Consider the following 20,067-nt stretch of genomic DNA (forward strand, 5'->3'; position numbering starts at 1 on the left):
AAAAGGAGTCACCTTATAAGCTAAATTTTAAAAGCTAAGGTGCTCTTTTTTATAATAACAATTTAGTAAATGAAATTATAAAAGTTGTTTTTTAATATAAGGATCGCAACTTCATATATCAGCGATTTTTAAGATATATCGATTTACCAACTAAAATACCTGTCCGTCTATTCTTTTGGTAGCCACCTCGATAATACTTTGTAGTGACTAGATCCCTTATATAATCCCTCTTTTACAAATCCATTTGCAGTATAAAACGCATCTCCTTGCTTCGTGTCAGCATGTAATACAATCACTTCAAAATACTTTTCCGCATGACATAATAGTTGGTTTAATAATAAGTTCCCTAACTCTATACGCCGAAAATCCTTTGAAATATAAAATCTCCTTAACCGCCCAATCTTATTGTCTTTTGTGTACGGATCCTCATTTAAACCTCCAACTCCAATTAACATATCACCTCGGAAAACACCATATAAACATTCTCCAGTTTTATTGAATACATTTATTTTGTTTTTATATTCATTTATTATCCTTATAAGGAAATTAAAACCTTCTTCTTCACTCTCTTGAACGAGATGACTGAATTCATATTCCATTAAATTTTCTATTTGTTGAATATGTATATCTTTCAAGTCCATTCCCCCTAAGTACGAAAATATATAAAAATGCTCGAGAATCATTTATTCTGAGCATTTTTATGGTTGTTACTTTATTTAATTCATAGCGTGCGTATTCTTCACTTCAGATAATATTCCCTTCAACCCCATTAAATCATCTATTACTATATCAGCCTGAGCAAGTTCATCTTCTTGCGCAAAATCAAAACTGCACCCAATTGCCAGTAAACCGTTGTCTTTCGCTGCATTTATATCAGATAGCCGGTCACCAACTACGGCTGCCTCTTTTATATCATATTTGTTCATAATACTTTTAACTAAGTCACCTTTATTTAGCGATTGTATTTGTTCAATACTAAACGTTTCAGTCACCCACTTGTCTAAAGCATAATAAGTTACGATTGCTCGTAAATATTCTTTCAAACCATTACTAGCAATGTAAATGGAACAATTATTTTCTTTTATATATGTAAATATTTCTTTTACATTTGGATATAAAGCGCCTTTTCCGCTTTTTATGTTTTCAATAAGTCTATCTAAAAAATATGCATCTGTTTGTTCTCTTATTTCAATAGAATGGTCTGGTAATAAAGCTTCCCAAACTTTCGGTAACGGCACACCCATAATTTCTCTATATTTATCAATTGGTGTTACTGTATCCCATAATTGTAATGATCTTAAGTGATCAAAAGTATCATCTAATGATAATTCTAAAATTTTATCTGTTTGAAATAATGTTCCGTCCATATCAAAAATTAATGCTTGTAACATCCCATTCTCTCCTTTTGAACTATAGTACAGTTTTACTCGTTATATTTTTAAGCATCTCAATAATAATTTCTGAGCAATAATTCGCAGCAGTTTTCGCGAAGTCATCATAAGAAATTTGAGCTTCATCATCTGCGCTGTCAGAAATACATCTTATAATGAGAAACGGTATATCATTTATATAGGCAACATGTCCAATTGCTGCCCCTTCCATTTCTGTACAATGAGGTGCGTATTCTTCTATTAATTTCGCCTTTAACTTTGAATCTTCAACAAAACATTCACCACTTACAATTCTTCCTTCGTGAACTTGAATATTTGAACTATTACTGTTACATGCTTTACGTGCTAACTCTATCAATTCCTTACTTGCAATAAATTCCTCTTGGAACGGAAATAAGTTTTTCATTTGAGTTTTACTTACATCATGATGAGTAACATTCGTTGAAATAACTATATCGCCGACTTTTACATCTGAATGTAATCCGCCAGCAACGCCCGTATTAATGATAGAGTCTACATCAAATTTATGAATTAATGTTTGCGCGCATGCAGCTGCATTTACTTTCCCTACACCAGAACGTGTAATAATTACTTCTATTCCCATGAATTCTCCAATATAAAAAGGCATTCCCGCTATTGTCTGTTCCTCTTGTATAACTAGTTTTTCTAAAAGTAAATCTATTTCAATTTGCATTGCTCCAATAATGCCGATTCTGTTCATGTATGTAGTCTCCTCTTTATTTATAAGTCGGCCAATATATTATGTAATACACCATAATTTTCAGCTATCCAATTCATTTCATCTGCAAAGCGTGAAGGTGGTACACTATGCTGATCCATATTGGCATGGATCCACCAAGTACTCTCCATGTACCAAAGCATTTGAATTGCCTGAACAATATTCCCTACTGGAAAGTCTACTTCATTGCGGTACCCTTCTAAAAATGATGCAACAAGACTCTTATTTAATACTCCGTCACTTAATGCGCACGATATAACTACACGGCCAATATCTAACTCTACATAATCGTAATCCATGCGATCAAAATCAAGAATCGCTGATACTTTATCATTATGAAACAAGAAATTATCTACCCATAAATCACGGTGCACCCATCCCCGTTGGCTATTATGAAATTGTTCTGTATTTACCAATTGTGTTGCTTCTTGCTGTAATTTTATATAAGGGAGAATGTGCTCTTTTCCTAGCTTCTCTACTTCTCTCATTTTTTCTTCCCAATGTTTCAATCTCGCCTCTTTAGTAGGTGGAACAAATTTAGGATTTTCTCCTTTTATTAAAGAGCCATCATTTAACAAGTTATGCATATAACCTATCGTCTGACCAAGAGAGTGAATTTCCTTTTGATTCACTTTTCCTGGTGAAACTAAGCTACCTTCCTTATGTTCTAATACTATAAATCTTTCATCACTTTTTGATATATGCATTACATTATTTTTATAATTTAATACCCTTGGACAACTTACACCATTATTATGTAATCTTTGCTGTTGTTGTAATGCTTGTATTAAAAGGTCTGAGTTATACATTTTGTACCGTTCTTGATTATATTGCTTTAATACAAAATCCCCTGCATCCGTTTCGAGTTTCCACTTCAAATTTAGCCAACCACGGTGAATAGGTATTGCATTTCGAATTTTAAATTCAAATAAAGTTTCACATTCTACTTTCAGCTCTTGAAAAATCATTGTAGCTTTTTCATTAGATAACGGCTCTATCATCTTACTTATCCTTTCTTAGCTTGGCATTCCTTTCACTCTCTCTAACATAACCGACAATAAAAATTTCGGAAGTACAAGTTGCCTCTTCAATCTTTTCGGCTGTGAGAGTAACCTATACAGCCATTCAGTTCCAGTATCCCTCATCATTTTCGGTGCTCTTTTTACAGTACCAGATATTATATCAATCATGCCTCCGATACCAATAGATAGCGGAACGTTTAATGTTTGTATGTTTTCATAGATGAACTCTTCTTGTTTTGGTGAACCTAGTCCTACGAGTAGTAAATGCGGCTTGAATTGCTTAATTTTTATTTTTATTTTTTCTATTTCTTCACCATTTACAAATCCATGCTGTCCTTTAAACTGTGCTCCTGGGAACTGCTCATTTAATTTTTCTAATGCCTTTTTATTACTTTCTGGAGCGGCTCCAAAAAGAAAGACACGATATTCATTGTCGTTACAATATTTTATTAAATCGTGAGTTAAATCCGCCCCAGTAACACGTTCTTTCAAAGTTCCTTTTAATATTTTCGAGCCAATTATGACACCAATCCCGTCCGCTGTTATTAAATCCGCAGATAGTAACATCTTTTTAAACTGCTTTGATTTTTCCGTATTTTCCTTTGCAGACATAACAATTTCAGGATTTGCAGTTACTACAAACCTTGGTTTCTCTTGTTGTTCATGTATCCAACCTTTTAATAAACTTATAGCTTTTGCATATTCTAAAGTTGAAAAAGGTATACCTTTTATAAACTGTTGATCCACTATACTCTCCCCTTACATAAGCTGCAAATATTCATCAATGTCTTTAGAAATTTGAATAAAAGCCTTATTCCAAAATTCATAATTTCTTATATCTATTTCAAAATATTTTTTCATAAGCTCCTCTACTGGAGCCTTTCCTGTTTCTCTTAAAAACTCTTTATATTTCGGATGAAAAGTACTTTTACTTTCTTGAGCTATTTCTAATAAACTAAAACTTACTAAATATCCAAATGTGTATGGATAATTGTAAAAAGGAACATCTGCTATATAAAATTGAATATATTTCATCCATACAAACGGCTGGTATTCACTTAAAGAATTTCCATATGCTTCTTTTTGTGCCATTATAGATAATTTCTCAATTTCATCAGCACTTAATGGACCCTCTTTACATTTTTCATAAAATGTTTTTTCAAACTGATACGATGCTCGTATTGCCATTACATAATTAAAACTATTTCTTATTTTCCAGCTAAGCAATGCCTTTTTCATATCTTTACTATCAGTTGTTTCAATTAGATAATTTAAGAGTACCGTTTCAAAGAAAATAGATGCTGATTCAGCCGTACTCATCGGCAAATAATCATCTAAAAAAGATGTAGATTGTTCAAAACTCATATTATAAAAATGCCAAGCATGTCCTAATTCATGAGCGAGCACTCTTACACTATCTATACTCCCATCATAACGCATGGAGATTCTCGATTCTTTCTCACTGAAAAATGGAGCACAAAACCCACCTGGTGGTTTATTCTCTCTCGGTTCAGCATCTATCCATCCACTTTCTATCGCATTACGTGCAAATACTGCTAATTCTTCATCAATATTCTTACATGCATCATAAACGTTTTGTACTGCTACTGAAAAAGGAATAGTAACCTCATTACTTTCCTTTACTGTCATAAGTTCATGCCATGTAATGGAAGCTTTCCCTTTCTTATACACGTTTAAAGCACTTACTAATTTATCAAGGTTTTCTTCTGTCACATTCCACATTTGTAATAATACAGTTTCTGAAATGCCATTCGCATGAAAAGATTGTGTTAAAATCTCTCTATCTTCTATTTCATTACTCTTTATATTACGCAATCTCCCTATTTGATTTAATACGGTAGCAAAGATTTCTTTTTCCTTATGTAAAGTACTTGTAAGTAACTCGAATACTTCTAATCTTTCCTTTTCATTATCACTATTCATTGCAATAGTATTTGCTTGTCCAAAGGATAATAGTTTATTATTGTGCTCTATTTCTATCCTATCCCGTAATTGTATGTACATATTTTCCCACGCATTAAGCTCATCTTTTATTAACTTAGTATTATCTGAAGTTTCCACTTTATTATGTTTTATTACTTGCTGTACTTCACTTTTTAGTTCCTTCACTTTCACAGTCAATTTAGTAAGGTCAGATGAAACACTTTCTTCAACCGATTGACAGTACAAATAGTATTCTGCTTTTTCAATAGCTTGTATAAGCTTTGAAAGAACCTCTACATCTTTTGTTACAAAATATTGCTCTTTCAACTCCAAAATCGGAAATAGAATATCCTCATTCAAATACAATCGATTTAAATCCCATCTAGCAATTTCTTGTATTTTTATAGCCGCCCCCTATTTTTACAAATAGTTACAGATATTTCCCCTACACAATTATATATGAAATGATAAAATTTAGATATAATTAAATATTCAGATTCCTATAAATGCATTCTTATTTATACTTTTTTTCTACCATTAAGTATCATTCCACATATAAAAAATACTCCTTCTACAAGATTGCATTTGATATAGGAAAACTTCAAAGATTTTATCTTCATCAATACCATAACGACCGATTATCACAGATTAAAAAATAAAAAAGGATTGATCAAAAGATCAATCCTTTACTCTACTTCATTTAAGAAAAATAACGTTATAACGCCAGGACCTGTATGTGCTCCAATTGCTGCACCAATTGTATTTACGATAAATACTTCACAGCCAAATCTTTCCGTAATTAATGCTTTTAATGCTTCAGCTGTTTCTAAATCGTCACCGTGAGTCATACCGATTGTTTGACCTTTAAGGTCTTTACCACGCTCTTCCATAATATCAACAATACGGCTTAATACTTTCTTTTTCCCTCGTACCTTTTCAAGTGGTACAAGTTTTCCTTCTTCCACGTTTAAGATCGGCTTAATGTTTAGTAAACCACCGATAAAACCAGCTACTTTACTTAAACGTCCACCTCTAACAAGGTACTGTAAGTCAGCTACAGTGAAGATGTGCTCCATATGGTTCATTAGAAAATCGACACGGTTTAAAATATCTTCTTTTGATGCGCCGTCTTTTGCCATTTTAGCAGCTTCTAAAACGACAAGACCTTGACCAAGCGAAGCACATTTCGTATCAATAATTTCTAAATCTAAATCTACATATGTTTCTTTTACTTCCTCTTTAATGACAACTGATGATTGATATGTACCAGACAGTTCAGATGAAAAAGCTAAATATATACAAGGATTACCTTCTTTTGCATAAGAAACAAATTTTTCTTGGAAAGTTTCAAGTGAAGGCAATGACGTTCTATAAACAGCGCCTTCTCTCATTTTTTGCAATAATGTAACTGACTCTAATGTTACTCCATCTAAATACTCTGTTTCTGCTTCATCATATACACGGAGTGGAATTAAATCAATATCATATGCTTGCAGCAATTCTACTGGTAAATCCGCCGCACTATCCGTAATGATTTTAACACCCATTTTTAAACCTCTATTCTGTTATAAATATAAAATAATAAAATAAAAATAGTACTTTTAAATTATATACGTAAAACTTAAATGAAGAAAGGAAAACACTTTATATTGTATGCACTATTCTTCAAAACTTGAACTATTAAGGAAAATTATGCGATTCCAACTACTTTTTTCCTAAAATTATTTTCTATATAATGAAAATAGCGCAAGTTGGCCAAAGGAGGATGCACATGAGTATTCAACTAGCTACATCTAATGATTTAGAATGGATTAATAGTCAATATGAATCGATAGGATTTGTACGAAGTGATTTAAAGAGAGAGAAAGTTGCAATTATTACATATAACAATGAGTATGCAGGTGTTGGACGATTAGTCCAAATAGATGCAGATACTTTAGAAATGGGTGGAATTTTTATTCTGCCTCAATTTAGAGGGCTACAATTAGCTGGTGACCTTGTTTCATTTTTAGTAGAAACTGCGAGAAAATCACAAATACAAGATGTATATTGTCTTCCTTTTGAGGAATTAGAAAACTTTTATAAGAAATATGGCTATACTGAAGTCGATACTACGAAAGAAGCAGTCCATCCAATTATTCTAAAAAAATATAATTGGTGTTTGGCGAACTACGAAAAACACGTTCTACTATTTAAATTGTAAATGTAATAAAGCGAAACTTTAATCAGTGGGGGTTTTACTGCCCGTTAATGAGGGATAACAAAGTATATTCTCAATCGTTTTTCTATCAGTACTCCTAATCGGAGCCTAAGGATTAATTAAAGATATTTTATCTCTCCTTTTATAAATGGCTGATTAAAACTTAATGTTCCGTCAATACTATAGGTAACATGATTGTATTTCTCCATTCTCCCTTGGAGAGGAGCAGTAAGCTTTTGCTAGCTGCTCTTTTATTTTTTCAAAAAGTCACATAAATATCTTTAATTCCGAACATTCAAAAGATGAAATGTGTTAAAATTGTTATGAAGATATTTACCAACTAATAAATGCGCCCTAGACTTACGTACTAGGGCGCATTTATTTTTTAGTATGTAATTCCTTCACTCATTTATTATCCACAAAATAAGTATCATACGCTTTATCAAAAACATATCCTAACTTTTCTGCTAGGTTAGCAGATGTAGTATTCGCTGCGTCCCAGTTTGGATACTTTCCATTTTCTAAGCAATCCAATATAAGAGCTGCACTAACTACAGTTGCCAAACCTTTTCTTCTATGATTATGATCAGTCGCAACTTCAATTTCAATGCCATCATTATAAATACTATACGAGGATGCACCGCATACAACTTCTCCGTTATATAAAATGCTATAACCTATACCACGGTTTATATAATCTTCTACCGACTGAAATTGACTTGTAAAATCTTCGGAGATCTTATGTAATGTAGGGCTATTTGCGATATGCTCATCTATTCTTTTTAACTCATATCCTTTTGGAAGTGTTGATATAAAAGATTGTAATTTTGAACGATTAAAAACTTCTGGATTTCGTTTGAATTTATAACGTAAAAACTTATCTATTTTTCTTTCATGGAATGTTTCTAGGCGTTGTTTCCACTCTTCACTATTTACGATAACTAAAATTCTTTCTGGAATATTACGTAATAACTCTTCTGTTTCTTGCACATTTGGGTCTCCAGCGTAAAATGTGAAAATTCCTACCGTAACTTGTGCTACTGTTGGATTTTCAAGATCATTTACCCAAGCAGTACCCATATACCCTTGTAAATAAGAAAGTAAAACAACGTTATTGAAATCATCAAACATAGAAACTAGTTTTTTTCTTGTACGTATATTCGCTTCATATATCATTTACATTCCCGCCTTCTTTAAAATCAATCGTATTCTAAATCTTTAAGAATCAACTTATACAATTTTTCAATCAACCACTTATCATATAAGCAAACACCTATTAAACTAAAATTTTATATAATTATAAATTATTCACAAATATAAAATTATTATAACATCTAATAAAAAAAGAGTATCTCACTTTTTAAACGTTAGAATATACATCATGTATGTATAAACCCTCAACATAATGTATGAGGATTTATCAAAAAATGCGTTATAACTCCTTCTTAGAAATAAAAGATTCCGTCTCACCGTTCTTATATACCTTAGTCAATTTAACAACCGATTTGTACGTGTTATCGTCATCCTTTATCATTTTTTTCAGCTCTTCTATTTCGATATTACCAGTTCCACCCTCTACTTTTAAACAATTTGAAATGTTTAAGTATCCACTAGATGCGAATAGAATAATGAATGTAATATCAGGAAAATTAATGAATAGTATTCCAAACTTCAAAGGGTTCGCAGCAGTATCCGATAAAACTAATCGAAAATCTAACAGTTCAGGTACTTGAACAAAATCCTTAGAAACAATTGCTTTACCTACGATTGCAACTTGCTTTACTATATTCCCAAGTTCATCTGTAAATTCAGTACATATAGGTGCATCAATTGTTTTCGCTTGTAAAGATAAATTTAATTCTGGATTATGAAAATCGAAAAAGATTGTGCTCCCCTCTGTTAAACATTGCGGGCACACATTTCCTAGTAAGCTAAAGTCCTCTTCAATATATTTAACTTTCAATTTGCAACTACAAACTTTTCCTATTCGGATTGCATCAATTTTTGAGCAATCTACAAATATAACCTCACTGTCTTCTTGTACAAATGATACAATCCCTTTCATCACATTAAACGAAAGAAAATAGGATACAACGATTTCGTTTCCTGCTATTACAATACTTTCAACTTTAGTATACGGTTCTAGACTTTGTAAAAATTCACATATACTATTTTGGCAACATCCACAATCACGTTTCGGCTCACAATCCACTTACACTCCATCCCTTCTTTATATAGAATAGCTAATACATATATATGAAAGGAAAACAAAAAAGCTTGGACAATATAACTTTAACGTAGGAATATCGTTACCTATTCATAATATTAGTAAGGGAATTACACCAATAATGAGTAATAACACATAATTTTTACTATAAATACATATAACAATTTCATCTTTCATGAAAAAAACGTTATAATGAAGTGTAGCCTCTACGATTACGTTATAAAGGAGATTAAAACAATGGCTAAAATTAAAGTATACCAAGTAAAAGAAGAAAATATGGACGCAGTAAAAAACATCATTGATGTTGAGGAACAAAACCCAACTGCTGAAAACTTACAAAATCTATACGCATGTGTATTAGAAACTGAAGATATGGCATTGCCTGAATCATACATTGAAGAAGATATCTTAATTGATTCTATGGAAGTTATGGTTAACGCTTCTCAAAGCAAAGTAAGAGACTTAGGTGCATACGATGTAATCGAAGTTCAAAACAAAGGTAAGAAAACACAAATTTTATTACTTGCAGACGAAGAATACGAAATTATCGAAGGCTAATCTAACACCATACATACGAAAAAGCTCCTTTCCAATTGGAAAGGAGCTTTTTCATTACGCTTTTGATGTTTCGCTCTTTTTATTCTTTTGTTGTTTCTTAATTACCATGCGCTCATTTCCCATAAAGAAAATGAATATGAATGCTAATCCAGCTGGTACCAATGCCCACATGAATGTTTGAACAATTGAACTAGAAAGAGCATCAATAATCTTATCTAATATTTGCGGAGGGATTTGAGATCTTGCCGATTCTGATAAAATGGCTCTTGAATCCCTTAATGTGTTTGTATTCATTCCCCCGCTCATACCTTTAAATGCTTCTTCTAATTGATCTTGGAAACCTGTTCTTTGAATCATTCCGAAGATTGTAATACCAAGTGTCATACCTAATGAACGAATGAAATTACTCGTCGAAGTCGCAGATCCGCGCTGTTCCATACCGAAGTTGTGAATAGCTGCCATACTTAGTACAGAGAATGAGAAACCGACTCCAAATCCGATAATGATCATATACACTGTTAATAATGCACGACTTGTTTCTGGCGTTAATGTGCTTAATAAAAATAGTCCAATTAGCATTATAACCGCAGAAATGATCATTATGTTTCGGTAGCTAAGCTTTGTCGTTAAAAAACCACCTAACTGCGCTGTTACGACTGAGCCTAACATCATTGGTAAAAGTAATAATCCTGAGTTTGTTGCAGTGCCACCGTATACACCTTGAATGAATAATGGAATGTATACAGTTGCTGACATAAATGCAGCTCCGTAACATAAAGCAATAATTGTACTCATTCCGAACAAACGTTGTTTAAACATCTCAAATGAAATGATCGGTTCTTCTACTTTACGTTCAATAAAAATGAATGCAATAATTAAAATAACGAATCCACCAAATAAACTTAAAATAAAGTTAGAATCCCAATCATACTTTTGTCCGCCAAGTTCAAGCGCAAACATTAAAGAAACTACTGCACCAACTAAAGTAATTGCGCCAAACCAATCAATTTTTTGCTTTCTATGAACTCGTGACTCTTTATAAAAGAATGTAATAAAAATAAGTGCTAAAACGCCAAGCGGTAAGTTAATATAAAATACCCAGTGCCAGCTTATGTAATCTGTAATATACGCACCAAGCAACGGACCAAAAATACTTGATAAACCAAATACTGCTCCGAATAAACCACCCATTTTCCCGCGCTTTTCAGGAGGGAAAATATCAAAAACGATAGTAAACGCGATCGGCACTAATGCCCCGCCGCCAATACCTTGAATGGCACGATAAATCCCTAACTGTGTAATATTTTCAGCAGTACCACAAAGCGCCGAACCAATCATAAAGACGATTAAACCGAAAATAAAGAACCTCTTTCTACCATACATATCTGATAGTTTTCCGAATATCGGCATACCTGCCATTTCTGCGACCATATAGGCAGAAACGACCCATACAAAGTTTTCAAGGCCTCCTAAATCACCAACGATTGTTCCCATCGCTGTTACGACAATGGTATTATCCATTGATGCCATTAAAATACCTAGCAATAAGCCCGCTACAACAAAGCCGAGCTTATTATTCTTTTCAACCATAACCTTGCTCTCCCTCGTACTACTTATATTTGTTTATGTTCCTTTACGACTGCATTACCTTTTTGATTAAAACTAGTATGATATTCTACAACACTAATTTCACATCCGGGACCAATTGTAACATTATTTCCTCTTATTACTTCAGCAATCGTATGCTCTAAATAAATCTCATCTCCTTCAATGATAGACGTTTGGAGGCTTCCAGCATGATTTGTAAATGGAATAAATCTCGCTTTTTTACGAACGGTAATCTTCTTACCGCCAATTTCTCTTACTTTGCTACCTTCATAACGAAGTGAAATTTCAATATTTTCAGCATTAAGTAATCCATCACTTTCAAGGCCACCAGTTAGTGACAGTTCTTCAACTTCAATATCTCCTTTTACATTTAAAGCGCCTTTCACATCTACGAAATCACCAGTTAATTTCCCCTTAACTTCTATCATACCTCTTACTTTTATTTTTTCAATATGAGCATCACTATGCATTTGTGTATTTCCGTATACTTTTACATATTCCGCATCTACATTTCCTTGTACTTCACTATCTCCATACACGACATAACTTTTCACTTTCATATTACCGCACACTTCACTCGTGCCGTACGTTTTAAATTCATTACAGCTCATGTCATTAGAAATCGTTCCTTCACCGCGAATCTTCACTTTATTATAATCTCCGCCTGCTGAACTACCAGAACCATTAACAGTAAGACTATGTTGATGTTCCATATCATTTTCTCCCTTCCATTAAATCTGCTTCATTTCTTTTACATTTGCGCTTTTATCAACAGTAAGAACACCCGTATATTCGATCAGTTCAATCTCACAGTTTGGTCCTACCGTAACATTATTTCCTCTTACCGTTCTTATGTGAGCATAATCAATATCGATATTGTCACCTTCTAATAGTTCAGCCTCTAATTGCATACCAAATACTGATTTAAACAGCCTACTAAAAGTACTTAGTCTATGTTTTACTTTAATCGTTTGACCACCAATTTCTTTCGCTCGACATGTACCGTGAATATTAATATTTATTTCATCAGCGCTTAGTAATCCACCAATTGTAAATTGTCCTTCTGAAGAAAACGTATCCACTTCACAATTACCATCAATTGTCGCTTGACCATTGACTTTAAATTCTTCACCAGTGACATTTCCACCCACCGTACCTTTTCCTGCAATTTTCAAACTGTTTGCCTTCACATCTTGCGTAATTGTTGCTTTTCCATCAATTCGCATCGTTTCAGCATGAACTGTACCGTCGATTTTACCTGATCCACTAATTCTTGCATTGCTACTTTTCAAATTTCCAGTAACGGCACCGTAACCGTTACATTCAAATTGGTCACATTCAACATTTCCATTCACAGTACCTTTTCCGTTTAATTGCACTTTATGAAACTCGCCACCATTCGATGAACCGTAACCATTTATAATCAAATTATCTGTACGCATACTTTCTCCTCCACTACAACAATTTCGTTTTTAATGCTTCGGTATATTTCATAATCGCTTCGCGTAAAACGATTTTAGTGCCTTTTTCAAAAATTAAATCTTCCACGTTTGAAACTAATAAACATGTAGAAATCCCTAACTTTCGTACAATGATTAAATCACAAGTTTTATGTTTAATTGCTTCATAATTTTCACGTAAAACTTGCAAGACCATTTTTCCTTCTTCTAAACTAATATCTCCCGATTGTAATAATTCTTCTAACATGTACACATAAAGAATATCTACAAATTGAAACTCTGCTGTTTTATTCGTTTGTTCTATGAAAAATTGTAAAACTGGTTCTGATGCAATCCCCTTACGTAAAATGTCTTCCTTTGTTAAAAGAATTTCTCTCACACTCGGTGAAAACATATTCGCTAGTTCATCAAGTGATAAATCCTCTTTCATCGTTTGGATTTTATCAATACGCTCTAATATCTTTTCTTTCGGAAAAAATGTCTCTTGACCCGTGAATGTTGACTTTCGTACAAACCAATCTTCCGGTATTAAATTTTTTCTTTTCCACCTATATAACTGTCCGTATGAAATGCCAGTTAGTTCTAATAAATCTTTTTTTGAAATCAAATCTGTACTCAACTGTATAACACTCCTTCCTGATAACAATGTAACATAACACTGTTACGCTGTAAATAGACTTTTATCACAAGTAGCGTAACAATGTGTAAAACAAACCTATTCCTACATACAAAAAAGGCTCTTACACATCTTATGAAAATGCGCAAAAGCCCTTATATATCAATATTTAAACCAAATATTATAAAAATCAATCCAACCTTGTGAATTAATCATTATATTTTGGACTTTTTCATGTGTACTTACCTCTTGTTTATTATGATACAAAGGAATAATATGAATTTGACGTAACAAAGTATCCTCAATATCGCGTAACAATGTAACTCTTTTCTCTAATTCTTCTTGTTTAAAATAAATAGACAACTTTTCATAAAAGTCCATGTTGCTTTGTCCATGAATAAAACTATTTTTTGTAAGAAACATATATAATAGACTATCTTCTATTCGTTCGCTTATTGTGGCACTATCATGCATCATATCAGCCTTTTGTATCGTACTTACTTCCAATAGCTCTTCTATATCAAGAAAATTATTTTCTACACGAATCCCGTACTTCGCACACTCTTTTTGTATCCATTGTGCATCTTCAACATGATCTCGTCCTGTAAATGTGTAGAGCTGTAGCACTTCATTATGATAAGTACTCCTTTTAATTAAACTTTTTACATCTTCCTCAATCTCTACAATGCTTTCACCTGCTAATATTAGTTTCTTTGCCACTTCTCCACGTTCTCCGCCGAGTTCTTGAACGATTGTATAACCATGAATGATTTTATATAACGCTTTCCGAAATAACTCATCTTGCATTGGTCCTTCTTTCGTAAGATTACATGTTATATATGTCACGTTCGACTCAAGCCGAGACAATTCTTTATTATGTTTTTCTTTATCTTTATACTGCGCCTTTACTAAAACATCGTATGTACTTACACCTTGTTCTACATTCCACAACTCAACACGATCTAAAAAAGGTCTTTCACGAAAATATAAAGGATGACCTTCTAAAATGAACAGATTTTCATTACTTTTATATAATTGAAAAGCCCCTGTTCCAATTAGCTCTCCTGCTTCATCTTCATTCACGATAGAACACTGTTCTGCACTTATCATATGTAAAAACATTTTATTTTCCGTTTGTAATTGAATTTCGACAACGTAGTCATCCACTGAACGGATACTTTCAACGTGTTGTAACATCCATGCGTGTGCATTATTTTCCAGCTTCATAAATCGATTCAATGAGTATATAACATCATGTGCAGTAAGTTGTTTTCCATTATGAAAGTGAACTCCTTTTCGTAAATAAAACGTCCATATTTTTTCAGCGTCATTATATTCCCAGTGAAATGCAAGTCTTGGCTCTATAATGTTTGTATTACCGTCTACATACACGAGTGTGTCGAATATATGTTTTACCATATGACATTCTGAACGCATTGTAGCGTATACAGGATCTAATGTGATATCTAAATTCATTTGTACTTGCAACCGGAGTACATCTCTTCTCCCTTCAGATGTCATTTCAATCTTATGACCAAATATTGAATCTACCCAGCAGTGATATTCTCCCTTTACTGACGGAAAATGTGAGCTATAGCGTTCCACAAATATGCTTCCGCTTTTCACATCCCCTTTTTTCGTTATTTCTTTTCCTCTATCTAAAATTAAAGACATCGGGTGCTTTTGAAATATTAACTTAGAACGATTTCCCCTGCCGCGACCTGGAAACCACTTGATCCAATTTAACTCATCTAATTTTTTTATAATTAATTTACTATTACGCTCTGTACAAAATAATGTTTCAGATATATTTTGCACTGTTACTTCCAATCGTTCTCCCTCTTTTTTCCCTTTTCCATAAGCAATCCATAGTTCAATATATTGATCTAAAATAAACATCATAATCCCCCTAAAAGGTGAAAAATACTCCCTATTGTTTCTACCCTTTTTCCAATTCTTCTTTCATCTTATCATTTCAATATAGAAAGGAGGAATTAATATTGAATTATCTCTTACTTCGTTACAATAAACCTATTTTTATTAGACTGTGTGGTGAATTATTAACCCGAACGACTGAATCTATGCTAGCTATCATTATGATTATTTACGTTAATAAAATGTTAAACGGCAATGTAATAATAACTATGTTGATTTTCGGATTACAGCCACTTTCAGACATTTTATTTACACTTATTGCTGGAGGAATTACTGATAAATATGGCCGGAAAAAGATTATGTTACTCGGCTTATTGCTACAAAGTGTTGCAATCGGTAGTTTCGTTTTCGCTCAATCCGTTTTTATATTTGCACTGTTATATGTCATTAATGGCATTGGCCGTTCCTTATATATTCCGGCTCAACGTGCACAAATTGCTGATTTAACAAAAAAAGAGCAGCAAGCAGAAATTTTTGCTCTTCTACAAACGATGGGAGCAATTGGATCCGTAATCGGCCCTTTAATCGGTGCAAGTTTTTATAATACTCACCCAGAATATTTATTTATCGTGCAAAGTGTAACCCTTACGATATATGCCGTTGTTGTTTGGACCCAGCTCCCAGAAACCGTTCCACCTATAAGTAAGTCAAAACAAACAGTTGAGGCAAGTTCACCAAAGCAATTTGTTTTTAAACATTACGCCATATTCGGTCTTATGCTTTCTACACTTCCTATTAGCTTTTTTTATGCACAAACTGAGACGAATTATCGTATTTTTGCAGAACATGTATTTCCTAATCTCGTATTCATACTCGCATTTATTTCAACATGCAAAGCCATTTTGGAAATCATTCTACAAATCTTCCTCGTAAAATGGTCTGAACGATTTTCTATGGCGAAAATCATCCTTATTTCTTATACCTGCTTTACAATAGCTGCAGTTGGCTTTAGTTATTCAACGACGATATTGTCGTTATTCTTCACCTTACTCTTTTTAGTCATTGGAGAAAGTATTGCTCTAAACCATTTATTACGATTCGTTTCAGGAATTGCACCTCATAATAAACGTGGTTTATATTTTTCAATTTACGGTATACACTGGGATATATCTCGAACGTGTGGACCAGTTATTGGTGCAGTTTTATTAAGTAAGTTAAATGGAAGTATGCTGTTTTATATTTGCGCTAGTTTCTTAGTAGTTGGAGGTATTGTACAAGCGTTATTTGTTCAAAATTTGGAACGAAAAAAAATCGTGAACCAGCCTACACATAATTTATAGGTTACTACTTTTTCAGTAGATCAACATTTCTTATTGGATGCATGCTAAAAAACAAAAGTGAAGTATTTCGCATATGAAAGGAAACGTTCCTTGTTTACAACTAAAAACACCTCACTTAAAGAAAGTGAGGTGTTTTTGAAATCACTTAATTTCTTATCCTGCCATTTTATTAATACTATCCTCTGGTGAAAACACGGAAATATGATCTACCTTACCAGTCGATTTTGGAATGACAAATTTTAACTCATACTGGTTATTTACTTTGTATACATATATTTTGTCTTCACCATTCCCTTTAACTGAAGATGGTTTTCCTAACGCTTTTTCAATTTCTTGTAATGTAATCGATTTTAGTTCTGCATGATATGAGCGTACATCAAAAACTTGTGACCCTTTATTAAATCCGAAAACAACATTTTTATTTGTAAAAGTTGCGTACATTCCGTTCCCTGCATATTCGGTTTTATTTGCTTTTCCCCACGCTTTTTCAATTTCTTCAATATCCCCTGTATGGGCTCCAAATGGTACATTAGGTACTTTTCCTTCTTTTGCTAGTTCAAACAAATCTTTAACGTGGTTAATTGATTTTTGATTAAGTGTTCTATTTTTCGAATCTGGCTCAGGTGATAGTTTTGTTGTTTTTTCATTACTTGGTTTTGCTTCAGGATTTTTCTGTTCTTCTGAAGAATTGCTTTGTTCATTTTTATTATTTTCCAAGGTTGGATTTGTTTCCTTTTTTTCGTCTGTCCCATTACATGCTGCTAGCGCACACATACATGCTATAGCCAAAAACAACATAACTATTTTCAAATACCCTTTCATCATTTTACCCCCCTATTGCATCTTATTCATTTCGATAACCAACCCATTACACTACTTTTCAAATTATGTTTGTTCCAAAAAGTCAGTGCTTCATTCTCTCCAAAGGCTTGTACAAAACATGTTACAAAAGCTGTTCCTAAAAAGTAACCAAGTCTGTTATATCCGAAGTAACTACCTCCTGATAAACGGAACCATTCTTTCTCTTTTTCATCTGTCCATCCTTCAACATAATCTTGTAAAAAACGTTTCTTTATTTTCTCTTCATTTTCTTTATAATATTGTAGCCATGGATCACCGTCACTATTATATGAGTAGTAAACAGACTCATTTAAATCTTTAACGATTTTTTTTGATAAATAAGTTGCAACACCTTCACGATACAAACTTACCGACGCATCGGTCCATTCAGCCCTAGTCCAATCCATTCCAGTATTTTGTAGCATAACATTATGATATATATGACATATTTCGTGAGCAGCAATAACACGAAGATGATTCAAATCTGGAGATAATTTTTCTGCCGCAAAAAATATGTCTCCAATGATTTCCCTTTCTACAAATGCATTTGAACCAAATCCTCCAACGAATAAATGGAATTTCATATTTACATCAAAGTTATATTTATTACGATATTCATTTGTTACCTCTTGAATAATGATTGGTAATGATTCTGCAATAATACGAATATCTTCTATTTTTGCGGGATATTGTTTAATGGCATTAGAAAGATGTTCTTTCGTTTTAGGACAATGATACTTAAAGTATTCTTCAAATATCTCTGAATGCGAAGTAAAGTATCGATTAAGGAGTTCTAATTCTAAATCGTCACTTTCCCATAATTTTAAAAAACTTGGAATTATATTGTTAATCACTGTATTCATCTCCTTATTTAAACCTTCTCTTCTCAATGATAATATCCTCTATCTATAGCTGAAAATATGCCGTCACAACAGCTCCTTGAAACAGAAAAAAACCAGTAGGAAGTGATTACTCTTTTCCTACTGGTTGAAATGAAATTAAACGGTAAATCTTAGTTTCTTAAAAAATGTAGCGATAGTGCTTTTTACAGTTTCAAAATTATAAGCAAATGTATTATCTCCACTTAATGATGAAATACATGTTAAACCTGCAGCTTTAATAAAAGCTTTTACATCTACAAGCATAGAATTAGCCTCCATGAATTTAATTACAATCATTATAACAGGTGTTTTACGAAACTAACATGAAAGTAATAAATAATCCTACTTAATAAATAAATTTCTATTATTAATTTATCCCGCTATTTGCCGGGCAGTAAGATCCCCACGTCGAAGCAAAGAAGTTAGATGGGGGTAAGGGCTGCCCGTAAAAGCCCGATTGGTAGGGCTAATAATCAGTGGGGATGAACCCCCCACTGATTAAAACTTCACTTTATTTAGCTCAAAGTACACCATTTCAATGTCATATAAAAAAGCTGCCCCAAAAGGACAGCTTTAAATATGTATATTACACTTCGATTGACTTACCGTCTTCAACAATATGATAAAGTAAGTGAGCTAAATGATGAATTGGACCATATTCTTCCTCTTCCTCATCTGTTTCACCTTGGTATTCCAGATCATTTAAGTATAGTGCTAAAAATTGATAGTATAGTTTTAAATCAAATCCATAACACGCAGTTGGTTCTTCATGATCTCCTTCATATTGTAACATTAAGTATTGATCATTTCCTTCTGCATCTTCTGCATCAAAGAATACGAAGAAGCCAACGTTTGTGTCTAAATCAAATAAATGACGAGTACCTTTTTCAGTTGCTTTATTGAAGTCCTCTTCACTTAATTTATGTACTGTTGTCGCTTTTGCATTATCTTCTTGATGGAAATTTACTGTAAATGATTTCAATGCTGACACCTCCTGATTGTATAATACTAGCATAACATATAAAAAGGACTGCTTACAAATGTAAACAGTCCTGCTACATTCATTTCCGCATTGCTCGTAGTAAAAAACTCACAATGAAGATCAAAATAACCGCACCAATTAAAGCAGGAATGATTGCAAATCCGCCTATTACAGGACCGAAACTACCAAGTAATTTCGTACCAATCCAAGAACCGATAATACCAGCAATAATATTACCAATTACACCACCTGGTACATCCCTTCCAGTAATTAAGCTTGCAAACCATCCTAATAAACCACCAACGATTAAAGACCAAATCATATAATAACCTCCTCGTATATTAATATTTAAGCCCTATTACTGGCTTAGATTTTCTTCTTAAT

22 protein-coding genes are annotated in these 20,067 nt (G+C 33.0%); 3 read left to right on the plus strand and 19 right to left on the minus strand.

Annotated elements, in window-relative coordinates; all coding sequences use genetic code 11:
• Window positions 1-167: 167 nt before the first annotated feature.
• The 7 genes from CQ064_RS29080 to CQ064_RS29110 all read right to left on the minus strand — a co-directional run bounded on the left by CQ064_RS29080 (window position 168) and on the right by CQ064_RS29110 (window position 6,643).
• Window positions 168-683, minus strand: a complete 516-nt coding sequence (locus tag CQ064_RS29080) for a GNAT family N-acetyltransferase (RefSeq protein WP_003274503.1) — start codon at window positions 681-683, stop codon at window positions 168-170.
• Window positions 684-716: 33 nt separating this feature from the next.
• The gene (locus CQ064_RS29085) at window positions 717-1,391 is read right to left on the minus strand and encodes an HAD hydrolase-like protein (protein ID WP_000938416.1); all 675 of its coding nucleotides are present in this window, start codon (window positions 1,389-1,391) and stop codon (window positions 717-719) included.
• Window positions 1,392-1,410: 19 nt separating this feature from the next.
• On the minus strand, window positions 1,411-2,112 hold the full coding sequence (locus CQ064_RS29090) for a 5'-methylthioadenosine/adenosylhomocysteine nucleosidase (protein WP_001079714.1): 702 nt from the start codon (window positions 2,110-2,112) through the stop codon (window positions 1,411-1,413).
• A 20-nt stretch (window positions 2,113-2,132) separates the two neighbouring features.
• Window positions 2,133-3,131, minus strand: coding sequence for a phosphotransferase (locus CQ064_RS29095; RefSeq protein ID WP_000572385.1), 999 nt, complete (start codon window positions 3,129-3,131; stop codon window positions 2,133-2,135).
• A gap of 15 nt (window positions 3,132-3,146) precedes the next feature.
• The gene (locus CQ064_RS29100; protein ID WP_000372649.1) at window positions 3,147-3,899 is read right to left on the minus strand and encodes a WecB/TagA/CpsF family glycosyltransferase; all 753 of its coding nucleotides are present in this window, start codon (window positions 3,897-3,899) and stop codon (window positions 3,147-3,149) included.
• 12 nt (window positions 3,900-3,911) lie between these two features.
• Complete coding sequence (locus tag CQ064_RS29105) at window positions 3,912-5,495, minus strand: M3 family metallopeptidase (protein WP_024927886.1); 1,584 nt, start codon at window positions 5,493-5,495, stop codon at window positions 3,912-3,914.
• A gap of 287 nt (window positions 5,496-5,782) precedes the next feature.
• Window positions 5,783-6,643, minus strand: a complete 861-nt coding sequence (locus CQ064_RS29110; RefSeq protein WP_000538281.1) for a DegV family protein — start codon at window positions 6,641-6,643, stop codon at window positions 5,783-5,785.
• 224 nt (window positions 6,644-6,867) lie between these two features.
• On the opposite strand from CQ064_RS29110, the gene CQ064_RS29115 reads away from it, so the two are divergent.
• On the plus strand, window positions 6,868-7,299 hold the full coding sequence (locus CQ064_RS29115; protein ID WP_000027159.1) for a GNAT family N-acetyltransferase: 432 nt from the start codon (window positions 6,868-6,870) through the stop codon (window positions 7,297-7,299).
• A gap of 402 nt (window positions 7,300-7,701) precedes the next feature.
• Here CQ064_RS29115 and CQ064_RS29120 read toward each other — a convergent pair whose 3' ends face one another.
• Complete coding sequence (locus CQ064_RS29120) at window positions 7,702-8,472, minus strand: GNAT family N-acetyltransferase (RefSeq protein ID WP_000638745.1); 771 nt, start codon at window positions 8,470-8,472, stop codon at window positions 7,702-7,704.
• A 256-nt stretch (window positions 8,473-8,728) separates the two neighbouring features.
• Window positions 8,729-9,508, minus strand: a complete 780-nt coding sequence (locus CQ064_RS29125) for a BC_2878 family exosporium-associated protein (RefSeq protein ID WP_000340381.1) — start codon at window positions 9,506-9,508, stop codon at window positions 8,729-8,731.
• A 252-nt stretch (window positions 9,509-9,760) separates the two neighbouring features.
• Here CQ064_RS29125 and CQ064_RS29130 point away from each other — a divergent pair, with 252 nt between their 5' ends.
• A complete protein-coding gene (locus CQ064_RS29130; protein WP_001062741.1) occupies window positions 9,761-10,081 on the plus strand; it encodes a hypothetical protein in 321 nt (106 codons plus the stop codon).
• Window positions 10,082-10,135: 54 nt separating this feature from the next.
• Here CQ064_RS29130 and CQ064_RS29135 read toward each other — a convergent pair whose 3' ends face one another.
• The 5 genes from CQ064_RS29135 to CQ064_RS29155 all read right to left on the minus strand — a co-directional run bounded on the left by CQ064_RS29135 (window position 10,136) and on the right by CQ064_RS29155 (window position 15,664).
• Window positions 10,136-11,671, minus strand: a complete 1,536-nt coding sequence (locus tag CQ064_RS29135) for an MDR family MFS transporter (protein WP_000229636.1) — start codon at window positions 11,669-11,671, stop codon at window positions 10,136-10,138.
• A 23-nt stretch (window positions 11,672-11,694) separates the two neighbouring features.
• The gene (locus tag CQ064_RS29140; protein ID WP_000401030.1) at window positions 11,695-12,402 is read right to left on the minus strand and encodes a polymer-forming cytoskeletal protein; all 708 of its coding nucleotides are present in this window, start codon (window positions 12,400-12,402) and stop codon (window positions 11,695-11,697) included.
• An 18-nt stretch (window positions 12,403-12,420) separates the two neighbouring features.
• Window positions 12,421-13,131 (minus strand): bactofilin family protein, encoded by a 711-nt coding sequence (locus CQ064_RS29145; RefSeq protein ID WP_001258371.1) that lies wholly within the window; start codon window positions 13,129-13,131, stop codon window positions 12,421-12,423.
• A 13-nt stretch (window positions 13,132-13,144) separates the two neighbouring features.
• On the minus strand, window positions 13,145-13,768 hold the full coding sequence (locus tag CQ064_RS29150; protein WP_000102246.1) for a YhbD family protein: 624 nt from the start codon (window positions 13,766-13,768) through the stop codon (window positions 13,145-13,147).
• Window positions 13,769-13,927: 159 nt separating this feature from the next.
• Entirely contained in the window at window positions 13,928-15,664 is a 1,737-nt protein-coding gene (locus tag CQ064_RS29155) for an ABC transporter substrate-binding protein (protein ID WP_000470195.1), read from the minus strand.
• 101 nt (window positions 15,665-15,765) lie between these two features.
• On the opposite strand from CQ064_RS29155, the gene CQ064_RS29160 reads away from it, so the two are divergent.
• A complete protein-coding gene (locus CQ064_RS29160; RefSeq protein ID WP_001108446.1) occupies window positions 15,766-16,980 on the plus strand; it encodes an MDR family MFS transporter in 1,215 nt (404 codons plus the stop codon).
• Window positions 16,981-17,133: 153 nt separating this feature from the next.
• On the opposite strand, the gene CQ064_RS29165 is transcribed toward CQ064_RS29160, so the two are convergent.
• From CQ064_RS29165 to CQ064_RS29185, 5 genes are all read right to left on the minus strand, one after another.
• The gene (locus tag CQ064_RS29165) at window positions 17,134-17,805 is read right to left on the minus strand and encodes a DUF4309 domain-containing protein (RefSeq protein WP_003274497.1); all 672 of its coding nucleotides are present in this window, start codon (window positions 17,803-17,805) and stop codon (window positions 17,134-17,136) included.
• 23 nt (window positions 17,806-17,828) lie between these two features.
• On the minus strand, window positions 17,829-18,683 hold the full coding sequence (locus CQ064_RS29170) for an aminopeptidase (protein ID WP_033794990.1): 855 nt from the start codon (window positions 18,681-18,683) through the stop codon (window positions 17,829-17,831).
• A 135-nt stretch (window positions 18,684-18,818) separates the two neighbouring features.
• Window positions 18,819-18,965 carry a hypothetical protein gene (locus CQ064_RS29175; RefSeq protein ID WP_000959551.1) on the minus strand — a complete coding sequence of 49 codons (147 nt, stop codon included), beginning with the start codon at window positions 18,963-18,965 and terminating at the stop codon, window positions 18,819-18,821.
• Window positions 18,966-19,287: 322 nt separating this feature from the next.
• Window positions 19,288-19,683 carry a hypothetical protein gene (locus CQ064_RS29180; RefSeq protein WP_000834885.1) on the minus strand — a complete coding sequence of 132 codons (396 nt, stop codon included), beginning with the start codon at window positions 19,681-19,683 and terminating at the stop codon, window positions 19,288-19,290.
• Between the two features lie 79 nt (window positions 19,684-19,762).
• The gene (locus tag CQ064_RS29185; RefSeq protein ID WP_000638310.1) at window positions 19,763-20,005 is read right to left on the minus strand and encodes a GlsB/YeaQ/YmgE family stress response membrane protein; all 243 of its coding nucleotides are present in this window, start codon (window positions 20,003-20,005) and stop codon (window positions 19,763-19,765) included.
• Window positions 20,006-20,067 lie beyond the last annotated feature (62 nt).

The organism is Bacillus sp. MYb78, from assembly GCF_002975115.1.
GTDB classification, from domain to species: Bacteria; Bacillota; Bacilli; order Bacillales; family Bacillaceae_G; genus Bacillus_A; species Bacillus_A cereus.

What these genes read in the sequence shown, in the direction of transcription:
- CQ064_RS29080 (WP_003274503.1), bottom strand. Translation starts at nt 683, where the DNA reads ATGATTCTCGAGCATTTTTATATATTTTCGTACTTAGGGGGAATGGAC.
- CQ064_RS29085 (WP_000938416.1), bottom strand. Translation starts at nt 1,391, where the DNA reads ATGTTACAAGCATTAATTTTTGATATGGACGGAACATTATTTCAAACA.
- CQ064_RS29090 (WP_001079714.1), bottom strand. Translation starts at nt 2,112, where the DNA reads ATGAACAGAATCGGCATTATTGGAGCAATGCAAATTGAAATAGATTTA.
- CQ064_RS29095 (WP_000572385.1), bottom strand. Translation starts at nt 3,131, where the DNA reads ATGATAGAGCCGTTATCTAATGAAAAAGCTACAATGATTTTTCAAGAG.
- CQ064_RS29110 (WP_000538281.1), bottom strand. Translation starts at nt 6,643, where the DNA reads ATGGGTGTTAAAATCATTACGGATAGTGCGGCGGATTTACCAGTAGAA.
- CQ064_RS29115 (WP_000027159.1), top strand. Translation starts at nt 6,868, where the DNA reads ATGAGTATTCAACTAGCTACATCTAATGATTTAGAATGGATTAATAGT.
- CQ064_RS29120 (WP_000638745.1), bottom strand. Translation starts at nt 8,472, where the DNA reads ATGATATATGAAGCGAATATACGTACAAGAAAAAAACTAGTTTCTATG.
- CQ064_RS29130 (WP_001062741.1), top strand. Translation starts at nt 9,761, where the DNA reads ATGGCTAAAATTAAAGTATACCAAGTAAAAGAAGAAAATATGGACGCA.
- CQ064_RS29135 (WP_000229636.1), bottom strand. Translation starts at nt 11,671, where the DNA reads ATGGTTGAAAAGAATAATAAGCTCGGCTTTGTTGTAGCGGGCTTATTG.
- CQ064_RS29140 (WP_000401030.1), bottom strand. Translation starts at nt 12,402, where the DNA reads ATGGAACATCAACATAGTCTTACTGTTAATGGTTCTGGTAGTTCAGCA.
- CQ064_RS29145 (WP_001258371.1), bottom strand. Translation starts at nt 13,131, where the DNA reads ATGCGTACAGATAATTTGATTATAAATGGTTACGGTTCATCGAATGGT.
- CQ064_RS29155 (WP_000470195.1), bottom strand. Translation starts at nt 15,664, where the DNA reads ATGTTTATTTTAGATCAATATATTGAACTATGGATTGCTTATGGAAAA.
- CQ064_RS29165 (WP_003274497.1), bottom strand. Translation starts at nt 17,805, where the DNA reads ATGATGAAAGGGTATTTGAAAATAGTTATGTTGTTTTTGGCTATAGCA.
- CQ064_RS29170 (WP_033794990.1), bottom strand. Translation starts at nt 18,683, where the DNA reads ATGAATACAGTGATTAACAATATAATTCCAAGTTTTTTAAAATTATGG.
- CQ064_RS29175 (WP_000959551.1), bottom strand. Translation starts at nt 18,965, where the DNA reads ATGCTTGTAGATGTAAAAGCTTTTATTAAAGCTGCAGGTTTAACATGT.
- CQ064_RS29185 (WP_000638310.1), bottom strand. Translation starts at nt 20,005, where the DNA reads ATGATTTGGTCTTTAATCGTTGGTGGTTTATTAGGATGGTTTGCAAGC.